14 protein-coding genes are annotated in these 14,751 nt (G+C 64.4%); 4 read left to right on the top strand and 10 right to left on the bottom strand.

Annotated features, from left to right (window positions below; genetic code table 11):
* Positions 1 to 2 precede the first annotated feature (2 nt).
* A complete protein-coding gene (locus tag VGC18_RS02795) occupies positions 3 to 611 on the bottom strand; it encodes a dTDP-4-dehydrorhamnose 3,5-epimerase (RefSeq protein WP_331093991.1) in 609 nt (202 codons plus the stop codon).
* On the opposite strand from VGC18_RS02795, the gene VGC18_RS02790 reads away from it, so the two are divergent.
* Positions 578 to 1,636: a hypothetical protein gene (locus tag VGC18_RS02790; RefSeq protein WP_331094036.1), complete on the top strand. Its 1,059-nt coding sequence runs from the start codon at positions 578 to 580 to the stop codon at positions 1,634 to 1,636. The two genes, VGC18_RS02795 and VGC18_RS02790, sit on opposite strands and share 34 nt — an antisense overlap.
* Here the strand turns inward: VGC18_RS02790 and VGC18_RS02785 are convergent, their stop codons facing one another.
* A complete protein-coding gene (locus VGC18_RS02785; RefSeq protein ID WP_331093989.1) occupies positions 1,637 to 2,587 on the bottom strand; it encodes a glycosyltransferase domain-containing protein in 951 nt (316 codons plus the stop codon).
* Positions 2,588 to 2,674: 87 nt separating this feature from the next.
* Here VGC18_RS02785 and VGC18_RS02780 point away from each other — a divergent pair, with 87 nt between their 5' ends.
* On the top strand, positions 2,675 to 3,679 hold the full coding sequence (locus VGC18_RS02780; RefSeq protein WP_331093987.1) for an acyltransferase family protein: 1,005 nt from the start codon (positions 2,675 to 2,677) through the stop codon (positions 3,677 to 3,679).
* Between the two features lie 2 nt (positions 3,680 to 3,681).
* On the opposite strand, the gene VGC18_RS02775 is transcribed toward VGC18_RS02780, so the two are convergent.
* Positions 3,682 to 5,742 (bottom strand): cell wall-binding repeat-containing protein, encoded by a 2,061-nt coding sequence (locus VGC18_RS02775; protein ID WP_331093985.1) that lies wholly within the window; start codon positions 5,740 to 5,742, stop codon positions 3,682 to 3,684.
* Positions 5,743 to 5,890: 148 nt separating this feature from the next.
* On the opposite strand from VGC18_RS02775, the gene rfbB reads away from it, so the two are divergent.
* Together rfbB and rfbD are read left to right on the top strand one after the other, a co-directional pair.
* The gene (gene rfbB, locus VGC18_RS02770; RefSeq protein ID WP_331093984.1) at positions 5,891 to 6,874 is read left to right on the top strand and encodes a dTDP-glucose 4,6-dehydratase; all 984 of its coding nucleotides are present in this window, start codon (positions 5,891 to 5,893) and stop codon (positions 6,872 to 6,874) included.
* A complete protein-coding gene (rfbD, locus tag VGC18_RS02765) occupies positions 6,871 to 7,740 on the top strand; it encodes a dTDP-4-dehydrorhamnose reductase (RefSeq protein ID WP_331093982.1) in 870 nt (289 codons plus the stop codon). Before rfbB ends, rfbD begins: the two co-directional genes overlap by 4 nt.
* Here rfbD and VGC18_RS02760 read toward each other — a convergent pair.
* From VGC18_RS02760 to VGC18_RS02730, 7 genes are read right to left on the bottom strand one after another with little or no spacing between them, the layout of a single operon-like run.
* Positions 7,737 to 8,357 (bottom strand): class I SAM-dependent methyltransferase, encoded by a 621-nt coding sequence (locus tag VGC18_RS02760; protein WP_331093980.1) that lies wholly within the window; start codon positions 8,355 to 8,357, stop codon positions 7,737 to 7,739. The two genes, rfbD and VGC18_RS02760, sit on opposite strands and share 4 nt — an antisense overlap.
* Position 8,358: 1 nt before the next feature.
* The gene (locus tag VGC18_RS02755) at positions 8,359 to 9,027 is read right to left on the bottom strand and encodes an NTP transferase domain-containing protein (RefSeq protein WP_331093978.1); all 669 of its coding nucleotides are present in this window, start codon (positions 9,025 to 9,027) and stop codon (positions 8,359 to 8,361) included.
* Positions 9,003 to 9,638 carry an HAD-IB family phosphatase gene (locus tag VGC18_RS02750; RefSeq protein WP_331093976.1) on the bottom strand — a complete coding sequence of 212 codons (636 nt, stop codon included), beginning with the start codon at positions 9,636 to 9,638 and terminating at the stop codon, positions 9,003 to 9,005. The genes VGC18_RS02755 and VGC18_RS02750 overlap by 25 nt, the downstream gene beginning before the upstream one ends.
* On the bottom strand, positions 9,635 to 11,464 hold the full coding sequence (locus VGC18_RS02745; RefSeq protein WP_331093975.1) for a glycosyltransferase family 61 protein: 1,830 nt from the start codon (positions 11,462 to 11,464) through the stop codon (positions 9,635 to 9,637). Before VGC18_RS02745 ends, VGC18_RS02750 begins: the two co-directional genes overlap by 4 nt.
* A 44-nt stretch (positions 11,465 to 11,508) precedes the next feature.
* Complete coding sequence (locus tag VGC18_RS02740; protein WP_331093973.1) at positions 11,509 to 12,117, bottom strand: N-acetyltransferase; 609 nt, start codon at positions 12,115 to 12,117, stop codon at positions 11,509 to 11,511.
* Positions 12,114 to 13,190, bottom strand: a complete 1,077-nt coding sequence (locus tag VGC18_RS02735; RefSeq protein ID WP_331093971.1) for a glycosyltransferase family 2 protein — start codon at positions 13,188 to 13,190, stop codon at positions 12,114 to 12,116. The genes VGC18_RS02740 and VGC18_RS02735 overlap by 4 nt, the downstream gene beginning before the upstream one ends.
* Positions 13,187 to 14,671 (bottom strand): hypothetical protein, encoded by a 1,485-nt coding sequence (locus tag VGC18_RS02730; protein ID WP_331093968.1) that lies wholly within the window; start codon positions 14,669 to 14,671, stop codon positions 13,187 to 13,189. The genes VGC18_RS02735 and VGC18_RS02730 overlap by 4 nt, the downstream gene beginning before the upstream one ends.
* Positions 14,672 to 14,751 lie beyond the last annotated feature (80 nt).

Here is a 14,751-nt window from a genome sequence, read left to right as displayed (position 1 = left end):
CGTCATCGGCCACCGTTGAGGGAGGCGTAGAAGGTCTGCAGGTCGTCCCATCTGGGCAGAAGGCCCGCTGCCTCCGCCTCCGCCAGAGAGGGCGCGTCGACATCCTTGGCAGAGAGCACGGCATCTCCTGCTTCCTCCGGGAAAACCAAGCCGATCTCCGGATCGAGCGGGTTGATTCCATGCTCCCGAGGCGCATTGAACACGTCGCTGACGAGGTAGGTCACCGTTGCATCGTCGGTCAGGGCGACAAAGGCGTGAGCGAGGCCTTCCGCGAGATAGATGGCCCGAAAATCGACGTCATCGAGCCTCACGGCGTCCCAGCGCCCGAAGGTCGGCGACCCGACCCGGATATCGACGACAAAATCGAGAACGGCTCCCCGTGTCGCCGTCACGTATTTGGCCTGGCCGCGTGGAACGTCCGCAAAATGGATCCCTCGGACCACGCCGCGCCGGGACACCGAGGTGTTCGCCTGGCGGAGATCGAGCGGGTGACCGAGGACCGCCTCGAGCTCGTCGAAGCGATACCACTCCATGAATACCCCGCGATCATCGCGGAATTGGCGGGGAGTTATCTCGTATGAGCCGGGGATCGAAAGTTCGCGGATCTGCACGCAGGGAGTCTACCAATGGCAACCCAGCCGACCTGTTGAGCGGCGGCGGCCCGGAAATGTCAGACTATTGCCGTCGTCGTCCGTTCGAGAAAGGAACCGCCATCTCGCAACGCTCCTTTGTGTTGTCAACGCTCCGTCGGCTGCACCTGGAGCAACCAGCTCGTTTCGTGCACGGCATCGCCCGACGCTTGGCACGGCGCACCGAGGTGGCTGCCACCAGAGCCCGGCAAGGCCGACGCGACGCTGGTCTCAGGCGCGCGTACCACCGAGTCCTGCACGGGGACATCGTCTTCGATCGATTTGGCGATGCGCCGAGGCCCGAGGCGTTGGCCATCGTCGTCTGCCTCTGGAACCGTCCGGAGCGCCTGGCCGATGTGCTGAGGATCATCGATGCTCAACGCACCTCCCGATCCCTCCGTCTGGTGTTATGGAACAACAACCCGCTGGACGACGAGTTCTACCGGTCGGTCATCGCCTCCTATAGGAGCGAAGGGTCACTCACCTCGATCGAATTGCACAGTTCACCCATCAACATCGGTGGGATGGGGCGCTTCGTGGCCATGTCCGAGCTGGTTCGTCACGGTTATACCGGGCCGTTCATCATGATGGACGACGATCAGAACTTCGATCGCGACTTCGTGGAGACTTTGATCGCCGCCTGGATCCCCCGGTCGATCGCCGGCGTGTGGGCGTGGAACAACTCGGGCGATTATTGGGATAGAACTCAGGTGGTGGAGTCCGGCGCCTCCGCGATGCATGTGGGAACCGGCGGTGCGATATGCGACTCCGCCATCGTCGGCCGGCGGACGTTCTTCACCAGGATCCCCATGCGGTTCCTCTTCATGGAAGACATCTGGATGAGCCGGCTCGCTCAGGCCAGCGGATGGCGTCTGACCATGGTCGATGCCCCCGTGCAATTCGTCCTCAGCGAGCTAGACCAAGGCCATGCGCTGTTCGACTACAAGGAGAGCTTCTACCGCTGGTTGAAAAACCCGCGCCATATCCCTGCCCTGCTCGACGGCTAGTCAGGATCGGCGTCTGCCGAATGCACGGAGGGGGGCGGTCAGCCTCCAGGAGGTGCTGCTCCGATACGCGCGGGCCGCGTTTTCCGCGGACTGGGCCGCACCCTCGGCCGATTGCAAGGCCCCCCTGAGGCTCTCGTTCTCATCCCTGAGCACGGCAAGCTGCTGCTGCACCAGGGTCAGAGAGTTCTCCAGCCGCCCGATGTCCGCACCCGGCACGCGGAGAGCGTCCGCCATGCGGTCCTGGGTGCGGGCCCACTTCCTGTCCACTCGGATCGGCCATTCATGCCATTCGGAGCTCATGTTGTCGATGTCGACGGCCGTGACGGCCACCTTCGCGGCATCCAGCACAAAATTGATCGACAGCTGGTCGCGCCGTGAATAGCGGAGGATGTGATCGTTCCAGAGTCGCATCGCCTCCGACACCGCGGCGGTGCGTCGCCGCGCGAGCAAAGCCGTCCAATACGGCTGTTCGTGGAGGACGGCCGGCCTCAGCGTCGAATAGTGGATCAGCTGCTCATAGACCCGTGCCGGGTCGTCGTAGCCATCGGTCGCCACCGCGTCGAACTCTCCGATCACGCTGGTCCGATAGCTGTGATGCGGCAACGCGATGTCGGCATCGGCCAACCAACGGCCGAGCAGCTCCCGGGGGTCGACCGTCAGTCTCACGCTGTTGTCGATCCAGAGGGTCTCATCGTGGTCGGGGAACAGCTGGTATCCGAGCACCTTGAGATAGCGTGCGCTCCGGATGGAATCCAGGGGAAATCTCGGCTCGATGAGGCGGATCGACCAGCTGGTGCTGCGCAGATCCGGATCGTCGGTGAAACAGACGAAGTCGATGTCGCTGGAGGCCGCAATCGGCTGCTCGTTGAGCTGTTCGTATCTGCCAATGAGCGCCGTGTAGACGATCCTCCGAGGAGCCGGGACATCAATGGGACCAGCTTCTCCGCTCATAACGGGGAATCTATCGCCCGGCCGCCGTGAAAAGCAATTCGGTCGGCCCAGGATAGGCTGCCCGAAGAAAATGTCGTGGGGGGATCCGTGGACTTGCAGAGCGCTCAACGCGGATCGTCGAGTCGCTCCGCCGCTATCGATGCCGCGCGTGTCCTGGGCATCGTGGCCGTCGTGGCTGGCCATGTCTGGGGAGACACCGCCGTCGGTACGGTCGTATATCCCTGGCATGTTCCTCTGTTTTTCCTGCTGACGGGATATCTGTGGACCGGCGGTCGTACCTTCCGCACCGAGCTGGCAAAACGCTGGGCGACCCTCGGGAGGCCCTACGTCGTGTGGCTCGTCATCTTGCTCGCGGCGCTGTGCATCCTCTTGAAGCTGGGCGGGAATCTGCATGCGGGAGCTCTCCTGGGGCCGCTCTATGGAGGGGGGCTTGCGATCCGCCCCTTCACCACTTTTTGGTTCGTTTCGGTGCTGTTCTTCTCCGCGCTGCTCTACCGGTTGGTGGAGAGGCTGCCTCTCTGGTCGCAGTGGGCGATCGCGGCGGCGGGATTGGCTGTCGCCTACCTAGACGGAACATGGCTCTCGACCACCCCGCTGGGAATCGGGCTCGCGGTGCCCTGCCTGTCATTTGTGCTTGCCGGGCGTCTCTTCCGCGCGCACCGCCACAGCGTCCGTCATCCCGCCGTCGTGGGAACGGCACTCATCGTCGTCGCAGCGATCCTGGTCGCCAGTTCGATCTCGCCCCGACTCGACATCAAGAACGGCAACTTCGGCGTTCCCGTCCTCGGAGTCGTCGTCGGCCTCATGATCGACATCGGCCTTGTCCTAGTCCTGGAAGCGGTCATGCCGCGACTCCCGGGATGGTTCTCCCGGTTGTCGATCAGACTTGCCGCCGGGGGGATGCTGGTCGTGCTCGCTCATCCGGCGGTCCTGTGGCTCCTCAACACGCCCGAGCACGGTCGCAAGCTCGGATTCCTTGCGGCGCTGACCATCCCGTGGGCCCTGTCGCTCATCGTGCTTCGAACCCCGCTTGCGCCCTGGCTGACGGGCGTCAACAGGATCTCATCGCCGCGAGCGAAGACCAGGGTCTGAGCTCAACAGGGAGCGAACGCCTGAGCGGCGGCCGTCAGAACGGTGGTCCCCCCCAGCGCAGTCACGGTCATGGGCGCCGCGGCGATCAGCTGATCAAGCGCCCCGTTGGGCACGCACTGCCCGGGAATGAGAAACATCGGAACGCCCAGCTTGCCGGCCAGAGCTCCACCGGAAAGTCCATCAGGGAATGCCGTGCCCGCTGCCATGAAGGCCGCTGTGGGATGCGGGTAGGTGGCGGCGTTCACAGCGATCGAGGTCGAGTAACGATCCACTCCGGCCAGCCGATTGACGGCGGTCACCCCGGGGACCCCTCTTACCGAGCCCAAGAACTGATCGGTCACCACGGAGGTGCCGCCGATGATGGTGACGGTTGTCACCCCCCAGCTCTGCAGTGCCGCGACCAACGCGGCAGACGCAGAGGCGGCAGTCCCATCAACCAGCAGTAGCGGCGCATCCTTGAACCCGGCCGACGAAGCGGAGGAGAGGGCGTCGGGGAAGTTCGAACCGGCGGCCAGATAGACCTTACCTGAGCGATCGGCCCCCAGCACCCTGCCTACCTCTATCGAGGTGTTGTATCGATCGGTGCCGCTGATACGAGTTGTCGGCGCAATGGTGTTCAAATCTGCCACGACCGCATCCGACATCGCGGCGACTCCTCCTACAGCAACAATCCTTTGCGGCTGAAGCCGTGTCAGCTCGGCGCGAACCGCGGTCGGGACCGAGGCGCCGGTGACCAGGAGCAAGGGCACGCCCTGCTTGGCCGCAGCAGGAGCCACGCTCAGCGCATCGGGGTAGTTCTCACCAGATGCTACGTAGACCACCGGCACTCCCGGTGCCGTCTTCTTCGAGACTTGCACGGCTGTGTCGTATCGATCGGTTCCCTGGATCCGGGTGCTCGTCAGCGACGTCGGCACACTCACCGAGGCACAGCCGATCCCGACGTCGGCCCCCAAACCCTGATTGACGGCATATGCACACAACTGTTGAGAGCCGACCGAGGCATGGATCGTCGCCGAAAAACCATGGTTCGTGCCCGCTACGGGGAACGTCGCCTGGGAAGCCGAATTCGAGGTGTTCGCGGTCACCACCTGAGTCCATCCCGCGTTACTGGTTATCCGAACGCTGATGGCCGCGGACTGCACATCGGCGTCCACCGCCCAGCCGGAGACGGTCACCGTGTTATTGCCGACGGTGGTCGACTGGAGCGCTCCCGAAGGGTTGCCCACCGGACTTCCGAACCAGTTGTTGTAGAACACCCAGAAGTTGCGGTTACCGTACGAACCGCAAGGGGGAGCTGACCCCGTCAGGTTCGCAAGCGCCGCAGCATTCGGAGTGTAGGGGGTGTAGTTGTACAGAGCCGCCGTCGCGTAGTTGAGAACGTTGACGGTAACAGATGGGCAATCCTTAAGAACGCCGTTATCCAGATACGGGGGCGCGTAGGCGATCGTTTGAAGGCCTGGCTGTCCCAGGTACTTTGCCGCCTTGTAGGTGTTGAACTGCAACGCCGCCTTGTAGACCTGCTTGCCGAAGCCGAGCGAATCCACCGCACAGGGCGCCGTATCAGAGCACGCATATCCCATTGCCCGTTGCATTGCCGGAGCGGAAGGCGTGAGATTGGTAATCAGCGCTTGCTCCTTTTGGAGCGTCACGAGAATGACCTTTGCGCTGATTCCACACGCCTGCTGAGCTTTGAAGATGATGGTCGATGCGAGGTCGTTCGTGCCGCCAGGATACGCTCCGCACCTCGTGTTGCCCGTGCTCGTTGATTTGATGGCCGCGTGCGCATCGGTCGATTCCCGATAATTCTTCAGACACAGGGAGTTTCCACACGTCCCCGGTTCCTTAGATTCGAGAAATGCCTGGATCTGCGCCTGGGTCATCCCGTTGGCGTCGTAGAACTGCGAGTCATCGATGATGTAGCCGGGCTGGAAATCAGAGCCGGAGAGCGCCTGGGCCGGCTGGACCGGCTGCACGACGACCAGCCCGACCACCGTGAGGGCGAGGGCAACCGCGATGGTCGTGAAACGCGTCAATGCACGCCTCCCCGGGCTGCGATTCATCATTCTCACGTCCATACCCCCCGATGCCGTCTCGACATACCTCTGCTCGATACTAGCCATCGGTACCGCTCGGACCGGGGAGCCCAGCCGCATTTCTCCCGCGGGCTCCCGGTACAATCGTCCTCGTCACGACCTAAAGGAGACCCACCCCGTGAAAATCCTCGTCACCGGCGGTGCCGGCTTCATCGGCTCCAACTTCGTACGACGGACTTTGCAGGATGCCTACCCGGGGCTCGAGGGCGCCGAGGTCGTCGTCCTCGACGCGCTCACCTATTCCGGAAATCTGGAGAACCTCGCGCCCATAGCGGATTCGCCGCGGTATCGCTTCGTGAAGGGCGACATCCGCAATTCGGACCTGCTCGACCGGCTCATGCCGACCGTCGACGCGGTGGTGCACTTCGCTGCCGAGTCCCACGTGGACCGCTCCGTGCGCGACTCCGGCATCTTCGTGGAGACCAACGTCCTCGGCACCCAACGGCTGCTCGACGCCGCCCTGCGCGCGAACCTCAAGCGGTTCGTGCACGTCTCCACCGACGAGGTCTACGGCTCGATCGCCGAGGGCTCGTGGGACGAGTCCCGTCCGCTCGAGCCGAACTCCCCCTATTCCGCCTCGAAGGCCGGCAGCGACCTGCTGGTCCGCAGCTACTTCCGCACCCACGGCCTCAACGTCTCGATCACCCGCTGCTCCAACAACTACGGCCCGTACCACTTCCCCGAGAAGGTCATCCCGCTCTTCGTCACCAATCTCATCGACGACAAGCACGTTCCCCTCTATGGCGAGGGCAACAACATCCGGGACTGGCTGCACGTCGACGACCATACCCGCGGCATCGCCATGGTGCTCACCCGCGGACGTGCCGGTGAGATCTACAACATCGGCGGCGGAACCGAGCTCACCAACCGGCAGCTCACTCAGCTGCTGCTGGATGCGACCGGGAAGGACTGGTCCTACGTCGACCGCGTGCAGGATCGGCTGGGCCACGACCTGCGCTACAGCGTCGACATCGCAAAGATCCAGGACGAACTCGGGTACGAGCCGCAGGTTCCCTTCGAGCAGGGACTCGCGGACGTTGTGCAGTGGTACCGCGACAACCGCGCTTGGTGGGAGCCGCTGAAGGCACGAGCAGCACTGTGAGCCGGTATCTCGTCGTCGGAGCCGGCGGCATGCTCGGCCAGGATCTCCGGTCGGCCCTATCGGGCCGTCAGGTGAGCGCGCTGACGCACGCGGACCTCGATGTGACCGACCTCGCCGCCGTTCGCGCCGCCGTCGCCGGCCACGACGTCGTGATCAACGCCTCGGCGTATACGAAGGTCGATGACGCGGAGACGCATGAGGACGAGGCCTACGCCGTCAACGCGATCGGCCCGCAGAATCTCGCGATCGCGGCCGCCGAGAACGGCGCCAGGCTCGTCCAGATCTCCACCGACTACGTCTTCGGCGGGTCCGCGACAGCGCCCTACGCCGAGCACACGCCGCCCGCCCCCATCTCTGCCTACGGACGGACAAAGGCCGAGGGAGAACGCCTGTCCTGGGCCGCGCATCCGACCGGCACCTACATCGTACGCACCGCCTGGACCTACGGCGCCGGCGGACCGAACTTCGCCAAGACGATGCTGCGGCTCGCCGCGAGTCACGACACGGTCAGCGTCGTCACCGATCAGCTGGGCCAGCCGACCTGGACGGCGGATCTCGCGCGACAGATCGTCGAACTGCTCGATTCGGAGGCCCCTGCGGGCATCTATCACGCGACCAACGCCGGCGAGGCCAGCTGGTTCGAGTTCACGAAGGAGATCTTCCGGGTGGTCGGTCTCGACCCGGACAGGGTCACACCGACGACGAGCGCGCAGTTCGTGCGTCCGGCACCGCGTCCCGACTATTCGGTGCTCGGCCACGAGGAGTGGGCGAGGGTCGGCCTCTCACCGATGCGCAACTGGCGAGCCGCACTCTCGGCCGCGCAGTCCGCCGGCGTCTTCGACGATGCAGGTGGCGCCGGCGCCTAGCGCGGCTCGCGGCACACGAACGCGACGTGGCTGCTGTTCCGGTGCATCTTGAGCTCCGGCGGATACTCGACGATCTCGACGCTTCCGAACCGTCGAGCGAGCCGGCTCCGCTGGCTCTCCACGGACGGATACCGCCCGACATAGGATGCTCCGAGGGCCTCAGAGTAGGTGTCGACGGTCAGATCCGCGCCGTCGGAACACTGGTTCTTGATCACGGCGACACCGGCGGTGGCGAGCGCACTCACGATGACCGAATAGACGGCTTCCTCTTCCTCTTCCGTGAGATGGGTGATCACGCCGAAAAGCAGCACGAGGTCGAATCTCCCCTCCGGAACGTAGTCGACGACGCTCGAGTGCACAAAAGCGAAACGATCGTCTCCTTCGAAGCCCGCGGCCATCCCCGGCTCCTGGTCCACGGCCACGAGGCTGTCACCGGGGCCGCAGATGCTTCGCGACAACTCGCCGAACCCGCTCCCGAGATCGAGGATCCGCGTGTCATCTCCGACCAGCGGGCGGAGGAGGGCCTGGTCGAACGCAAGCATCCCGTCCCCCGTCCAGCGCGTGTGCCCGGTCAGAGCGCGCTTGCGCCAGAACTCCTTGACGATGTCCTTGTCCATCTCAGACCTGCTCTTTCCATTTGCCGTGCGCCGTGCGCTCGGATAGCCATTTCGATGCCCGCCGCAGATCATCCGGTTCGTCGATCTCCACGCAGTCGACCATCGAGGCGGGGAGCGGGAGCTGGGGCAGCAGACTCTCGAAGACGTGCCCTCTCCCGAATCCCACAACCTCCTCCCGGGGGAAGCGAAGAAGGCCGGACCATTCCAGATCGCTCTCGAGACCGAAGCCCATCTCCTTCACCGTCTCGGCGCGCGCATCCAAGAGGGCGCCCACCGGGGTCTCCGACACCCGGCGCGTCAAGCCGACGAGCCTCGACCGGCCGTTCACGAAGGCGGCGAGGCTCTCGGGCGCGACGAGTAGATCGCCGTCCAGCGAGATGACCCAGTCGCCCGCGAGTCGCGCACCTCGCGCAAGCGAGGCGGCGGTTCCGGTCGACCGGAAATCGTGGTTGAGGACGACCGGGACGTCCGGCCGGTGCTCACGAAGGTAGGAGATGATCGTGGCGGACTGAAAACCGGCGACGACAACGACATCGACGCCCTCGAGGAGATCGAGCTGCCACCCGAGGATCGGCTTGCCGTTGATCTCCACCGTGCTCTTCGGACGATCGAGGCCCAGCCGCGTTCCCAGTCCGGCGGCATTGATCACAACCGTGACAGAATCCGACACAGCGCTCCTTCACTATTGACGACACAATCGGCAGCGGACAGCAGGAGGTCGGGAATCGTGTGGATGATCTGCACGCCGATTCCGAAGTCGGCTCCCATCACGATGCCGGCATCGTTCGCACCGTCCCCGGCCATCGCGGTGAAGTTCGAGGAGAACTGGGGCAGTACCGTCGCCTTGTCGAGGACCCCGCCCGGCGCGATCCCGATCCCGCTGGTGGTGAGCATGGACGTCGACGTGAATCCCCGAAGACCCCATTTGTCCAGCCAGGGCTCCACCCAGCAATCCAGGTTGCCGGTGACGACCCAACAGCGTTCCTTACGCTCGCTGATCCACCCCATCAGCTGTTCGTTCACGGGGACAGACCTGACGATCTCCGCGACGACGTCGAGCGGGACGTCTCTCAGCATGTCCACGCGCATGCGGAACGACTGATCGAAACCGTACTCGCCCTGCATCGTGCGATCCGTGAGCTCTCGCATGCCGCCCAACCCGATCTCATCGGCGAGAAGCGGGAGCAGCTCCTCCCTCGTCAGCGTGCCGTCGAGGTCGAACAGGAAAACGGGACCGTCGTCAGGAGCGACAGCCTGATCGGAACCGACCGTGACGATCACGAGCCGAACCTGTCGCCGATGCGATCGATGGACTCTCGGAGGGCTCTGGTGAAGCGCTGTGGCGGGAGGAGGAAGTCGGAATGCAGCCAGGGATTGCGACTGTCGTAGTCACGAAGGCCGGCCGTCCCCGCCCCGAGGACATAGCCGAACCCCACGTCGTTCAACTGCGCGATCGCCGCCGGCAGGACAAAGTCATGGAGTTGCTCCGAAGTGATGGCGAGCACCTCGCTCCCCTGCCCCATCAGCAGGTAATTGGCCATCACCGCGCCGCTCGCACCGACCACGAGAGCGGCATGGGAGAAGAGGTCGACCTGCTGAGCCCAGGTCAGCCGGCCAGGGTCGACGACCGTGAGACCGTGTGCCTCGGCGATGGGGATGAGGTCGTCCTCGTTGACGAGACCGCGGTGAGCCGAACGACGCTGGAGGAAGATGCGCTTCCCCGGCGGCCGCGAATCGGTTCCGAGCCAGGCCCGACGCACGGCAGCCAGCGGCTCCGGATTCATACTCAGCCCGCGCGACCACGCAACGCGCGTGGTGTCGAGGATCTGCACGGGCGGCGCAAGGACATGCAAGCGATCGAAGCGATGGGCCAGGCGGGAGTCGATGCGGAGGACCGGGCGAGGGGACAACGACGACAGTGCGTCGATTCCGGCCTGCGGCGTCCGTTCGCTCACCACAAAAGGTACCTCGTCGGAGATCGACGGGTCGAGTTGCATCGCCCGTGGCAGATACTCGATCAACCAGTGATACCAGTTGTTATCGTTCCGGCCGCTCAGCAGTATCCCTTCAGGATGGCGTCGTCTCGCGAGATTCCGCCGCCGGACGAGCGCGCGCGAGGTTCTGCTCTGACTGCCGTAAACCGAATCCCACTGACCCGCGACGAAGTCCAGCGCCGGATCCGCCGCCGGCTCGTAAGCGATGAGACTGTCGCCGACGAGAACGGTTCCGCCGTCCTGAACGAGCGCATCCGTCAGGTGAAGCCAGCTCTGTTCGACGTGCGGAATCCGATCCCGTCCGGCATGCGCGCGCAACTGCGCACCTTCCTTTGCCCAGACGGGCAACGGCCGAGCCGATCCGGGAACGACCGCTGCGGCAGGCGTCGGCCGTCTCACATCGACGACCCTCAGAGCGGACCGCCGACGCGCGATCGAGCCATGGGCCAGCATCTCGAATCTGTCCGCCCATTCCGGATCGGTGTCGGCGTCAGCGATGGCGGCGACAACGGATTGCGCGGTGTCGACCATGCTCGCGTCGTCCAGGAGCTCGTAGAGCTCCCGAGGGCGTTCCTTGGCCAAACCGGCGATCCAGGTCCCGGGATCGATGTCCGAGATCCGCGGCGATTCGGTGATCGAATCGAGATAGCCGTGAACCGGCCGTTCCCCCTCCTCGGGAATACGAATGGACGGCACGCCCGACTGCGGATAGCTCTGCGTCAACGCCTCCTCGACCTCCGCATTCGATCCAGGAAACGGCACGAGCTGCCGGAATCTCTCCACGGCGCCGAAGGCGAACGGGGCTAACGCGACGCCCTTCCGAACAGACACGATGACCCGGAATCCGAGCCTCGTCCGTCTCGTGCCCAGGCTCTCGGCGACGTCCGCACGGATGGTCCGCCGCAGGGTGATCCGGTAGCCGGGGTTCACCCGTCTGAGACGGCGAATGCTCAGCCGCTGCGAGAGAGAAGGCGCGATCCAGCCATCGAGGTAGAGCTCGAACCTGGTCTTGCGCTGCCGATTGTTCGCCACGAATTCGCGGAGGATATGTCTGGCCGACTCGCGCGCGTTCTCGTCGTTGGTCCGCCAATAATCGGCGACCGGCTTCGCCAATGATTCACGGAAAGCACGATACGGCTCGGGACGGAGTCTCATCCTTATAGCCCGGTGGTCGTCGGATCGATGCGGCGAATGGAGGATTCCCCCGCGGATTCCTCATAGGCCTCGCCCGTCACCGGGCAGATCCATAGCCCGCCACTTCTCCGGAGCGTCACTCCCGAGCGCCCGACCCATCCGATCCTCCGAGCGGGGACGCCGGCCATCAGAGCATGGTCGGCAACATCATCGACAACGACGGAACCGGCCGCGACGGTCGCCCACCGCCCGATCTCCACGGGAGCGACACAGATGGCACCCGCACCGATGGATGCTCCCCGCCGAATGGTCACCCCCACGGGCTCCCAGTCGTCCGGCCCCTTCTGACGGCCGTCGGGCATGATCGCTCTGGGGTGACGATCGTTGGTCAAGACGACGCGTGGACCAATGAACACACCATCCTCGATCTCCGCGGGCTCATAGATGTAAGCGCCGTTCTGCACCTTGCAACCGGCGCCGATTCGCGCTCCCGGGCCGACGTAGACGTACTGACCGAGGCTGGTGTTCGCCGCAATGACCGCGCCGGAACGAACGTGGGTCCCCTGCCAGACCGTGACGCTCTCCGCCACGGTCGCACCGGGATCTATCGTGGCACCGGCGTGGATGGTCATGCCGTCCTTCCCCTTCTCGCGGCGTTCTTCCGCGCTTCCCCTCGTGTCGAGGATTCGTCCAGTTTCTCCCTGACCGCGAGCGCGCGCCCGACGTCCTCCCCATTCATGGGATCGGCGCGCACTGCGAGACGATCGACGTCCTCGACGCTCAGCCCCATGCGCGCGAGCGACTCCTCTCCGTCCTTCTCGCCAAGCCGGCGCAGGACGAAGGCGAGGCCTCGGCGCACCAGCAGGCGGTTCTGATGGAGGAGTTCGAGCAGGCCGACCTGCTCCTCGTGGACGAGCCGGGAGAACCGTTCCGGTTCCACCCCTCCGGCGGCCCCCAGCCTGACGAGGGTCTCGGGGCGAGAACGTTCCAGGAAATCGGTGAGGACGAACTCCGTCTCCGTCCAGATCCGACGTGAACGGGGAGAATCGATGTCGAGATGGACTCGAGAGAGATTCGTCGTGTGCTTGCGGTACTCCACCACCGGAACGGGAAGGATGTCGAAGGTCCCTCGCTCAGCCAGCCGAAGCCACAGGTGATAGTCCTGCAGATGGTCGAGGCCGGCGTGGAATCCGCCGAGGTCGAGATAGTCGGAACGTCTCAGGGAGACCGAGGGCGCACAGATCAGATTGCCGAGCGAGAAGAGATGGACAAGCGTGTCAGGGATCCTCGTATCGGGGAAGAACTCGGACGCACACCAATCGGGCAGAACCGCACCGAACTCGTTGAGCACCCTCGGAACGCTGGCGCTGAGGACGACGTGCGGATCGTCGAATGACCGGAGCTGCCGCTCTACTCTGTCGGGCGTGGACCGGTCGTCCCCTCCCTGGATGACAACGATCTCCCCCGTGCCCATCTCGACGCCGACGTTGAAGGACCGCGAGACCCCGAGGCGACGTTCGTTGCGAACGAGACGAAGGTTCGAATGGGGCAGTCCCCCAAGCACGGCGACGGTGTCATCGGAGGAGGCGTCATCCACCACCACCAGCTCATCGACCTGATCGGCAAGGCTCGCGACGGCTTCGGCGACGAAGGCGCTCTGGTTGTAGGTCGCGATGACTCCGGTGGTGCTGAATCGCGGGCTCATGAAGCTGAACCGCTCGCCAATAGCCGGAGTGAACGACCGTCCACGAGCATCCGGGTCTGTTCGATCAAGGACGGATGCACCACGACGTGGGAACGGTCCAGCAGGTGCGGCCAGAGTCCAAGATCCGCTTCGTCCACCGTCAACAGCGATGCACCGCGTGACAGCCAGGCATCGATCTCCGCAACGGTCGATGCGTCGACCGCCTCCGACGAAGGAATCACGAAGGTGACCGTCGCGGCCTCCGCGGGCGTGGACCAGCTCCAACTCTCGATCGCCGAAGGCTCGTCATCCACGACTACGAGTTTTTCGGATTCGATATTGATCTGCAAACCGTAAGGAAGGACGAGGACGTTCGCGAGGCCGAGCCTGGAGACCAGCGACGAGAGGGCCCTCCCCTGAGCCGCCGATCTCGGAGCGACCGCCACCGTCCGCGTCTCGTGGCCGATCAGCTGCTCCGCGCGCGAACGACCGAGGTCGGACCTCACAAAGACAAGCCGGTCGACGTGCTCCCACGACAGGCCGGACAGCCCCAGATATTCCGTCTCCAGCCTGACGATCGTGAGGTCGGGGCTGGCGGCTTCACCTCCGATCTGGGAGATCACCGTCTCCTCCGAGGCCAGAAGGTAACCGGGGACCACGGTGAAGCGTCCTCCGTCGGCTTCCCCGGCTGACGGTCCGGTCGAATAGCTCCACGTGGCGAGACGGCGCCAAGGAAGATCGGGATGACGGGAGACGAGGAAGACGGCGCCCGTGAACCTCGCAATCGTCGCGTCCGGCGATGCCGCATCGATCAGCATGAGTTTGAAGCTCAGCCACGCTTCCGGATGCGCCTCGGACAGAATCCGCAGGGGCGGCGGGATCTCCACATTCGATTCGGCTTCGAGAAGGAATCGTTGGGAATCGAGGTACGGACTGGTGACGATGCTCCAGTATTCGGGAGTTCTGAGGTACTCGTCCACCACGGTCCGCGACGAGGCCTCCCCCAGCCACTGGCTCATGTACGCGGGGTCGAAAAGCGGATGCGGCGAGCGCGCCTCCCGATGTCCGAAGACCTGATAGTGAAGCCACGGGGCGACGCCGGAAGCGGCGACATCGGGATTGTTCCATTCATAGAAGGCGGACGAGAAGAGGGGATGCGGATCCCCGTAACGTCCGCGCCTCGAAGTCAGCGCCCGGCCGAGCGACTCTTCGGCCCCGGCAGAGGAGGGGTCGTCCTGCTGCCCCCCTATCAGGAGCTCGAGAGGAATCCGATCGACGCCGTGCATCGCGATGATACCGAGAATCCGCTTGGGATCAGCATGCGGATATGACCGCGCGAGATAGCTGCGAACGGCGTCAACGCAGCGCGCTGAGGCAGTCGTCGAACGGATGCCCAAGCTCCGCCTGATCGCCCTCATGACTCGGACGAAGAGCTGCGTTTTGAACATGGTCTCCCAGTAACGGCGGATCAATTTTGCTTCACTGCACGGCTGTTCCGGCACAGTCGCTCTGACTTGCCATTTGAGTAATCTTATTGCTGCTAGGGTCGTGCCCATGAGTCACTGGTCCGTTCCGACTATCG

This window comes from Lacisediminihabitans sp., from assembly GCF_036404185.1.
Taxonomy (GTDB): Bacteria; Actinomycetota; Actinomycetes; order Actinomycetales; family Microbacteriaceae; genus Lacisediminihabitans.
The sequence above is the reverse complement of the archived record's forward strand: the minus strand, read 5'-3'. Positions and strand labels throughout refer to the sequence as shown.

Coding starts and splice junctions, on each gene's coding strand:
- VGC18_RS02790 (WP_331094036.1), top strand. CDS start 578: ATGAGCCGGGGATCGAAAGTTCGCGGATCTGCACGCAGGGAGTCTACC.
- VGC18_RS02785 (WP_331093989.1), bottom strand. CDS start 2,587: ATGAGCGGAGAAGCTGGTCCCATTGATGTCCCGGCTCCTCGGAGGATC.
- VGC18_RS02775 (WP_331093985.1), bottom strand. CDS start 5,742: ATGATGAATCGCAGCCCGGGGAGGCGTGCATTGACGCGTTTCACGACC.
- VGC18_RS02760 (WP_331093980.1), bottom strand. CDS start 8,357: ATGGACAAGGACATCGTCAAGGAGTTCTGGCGCAAGCGCGCTCTGACC.
- VGC18_RS02740 (WP_331093973.1), bottom strand. CDS start 12,117: ATGACCATCCACGCCGGTGCCACGATAGATCCCGGTGCGACCGTGGCG.
- VGC18_RS02735 (WP_331093971.1), bottom strand. CDS start 13,190: ATGAGCCCGCGATTCAGCACCACCGGAGTCATCGCGACCTACAACCAG.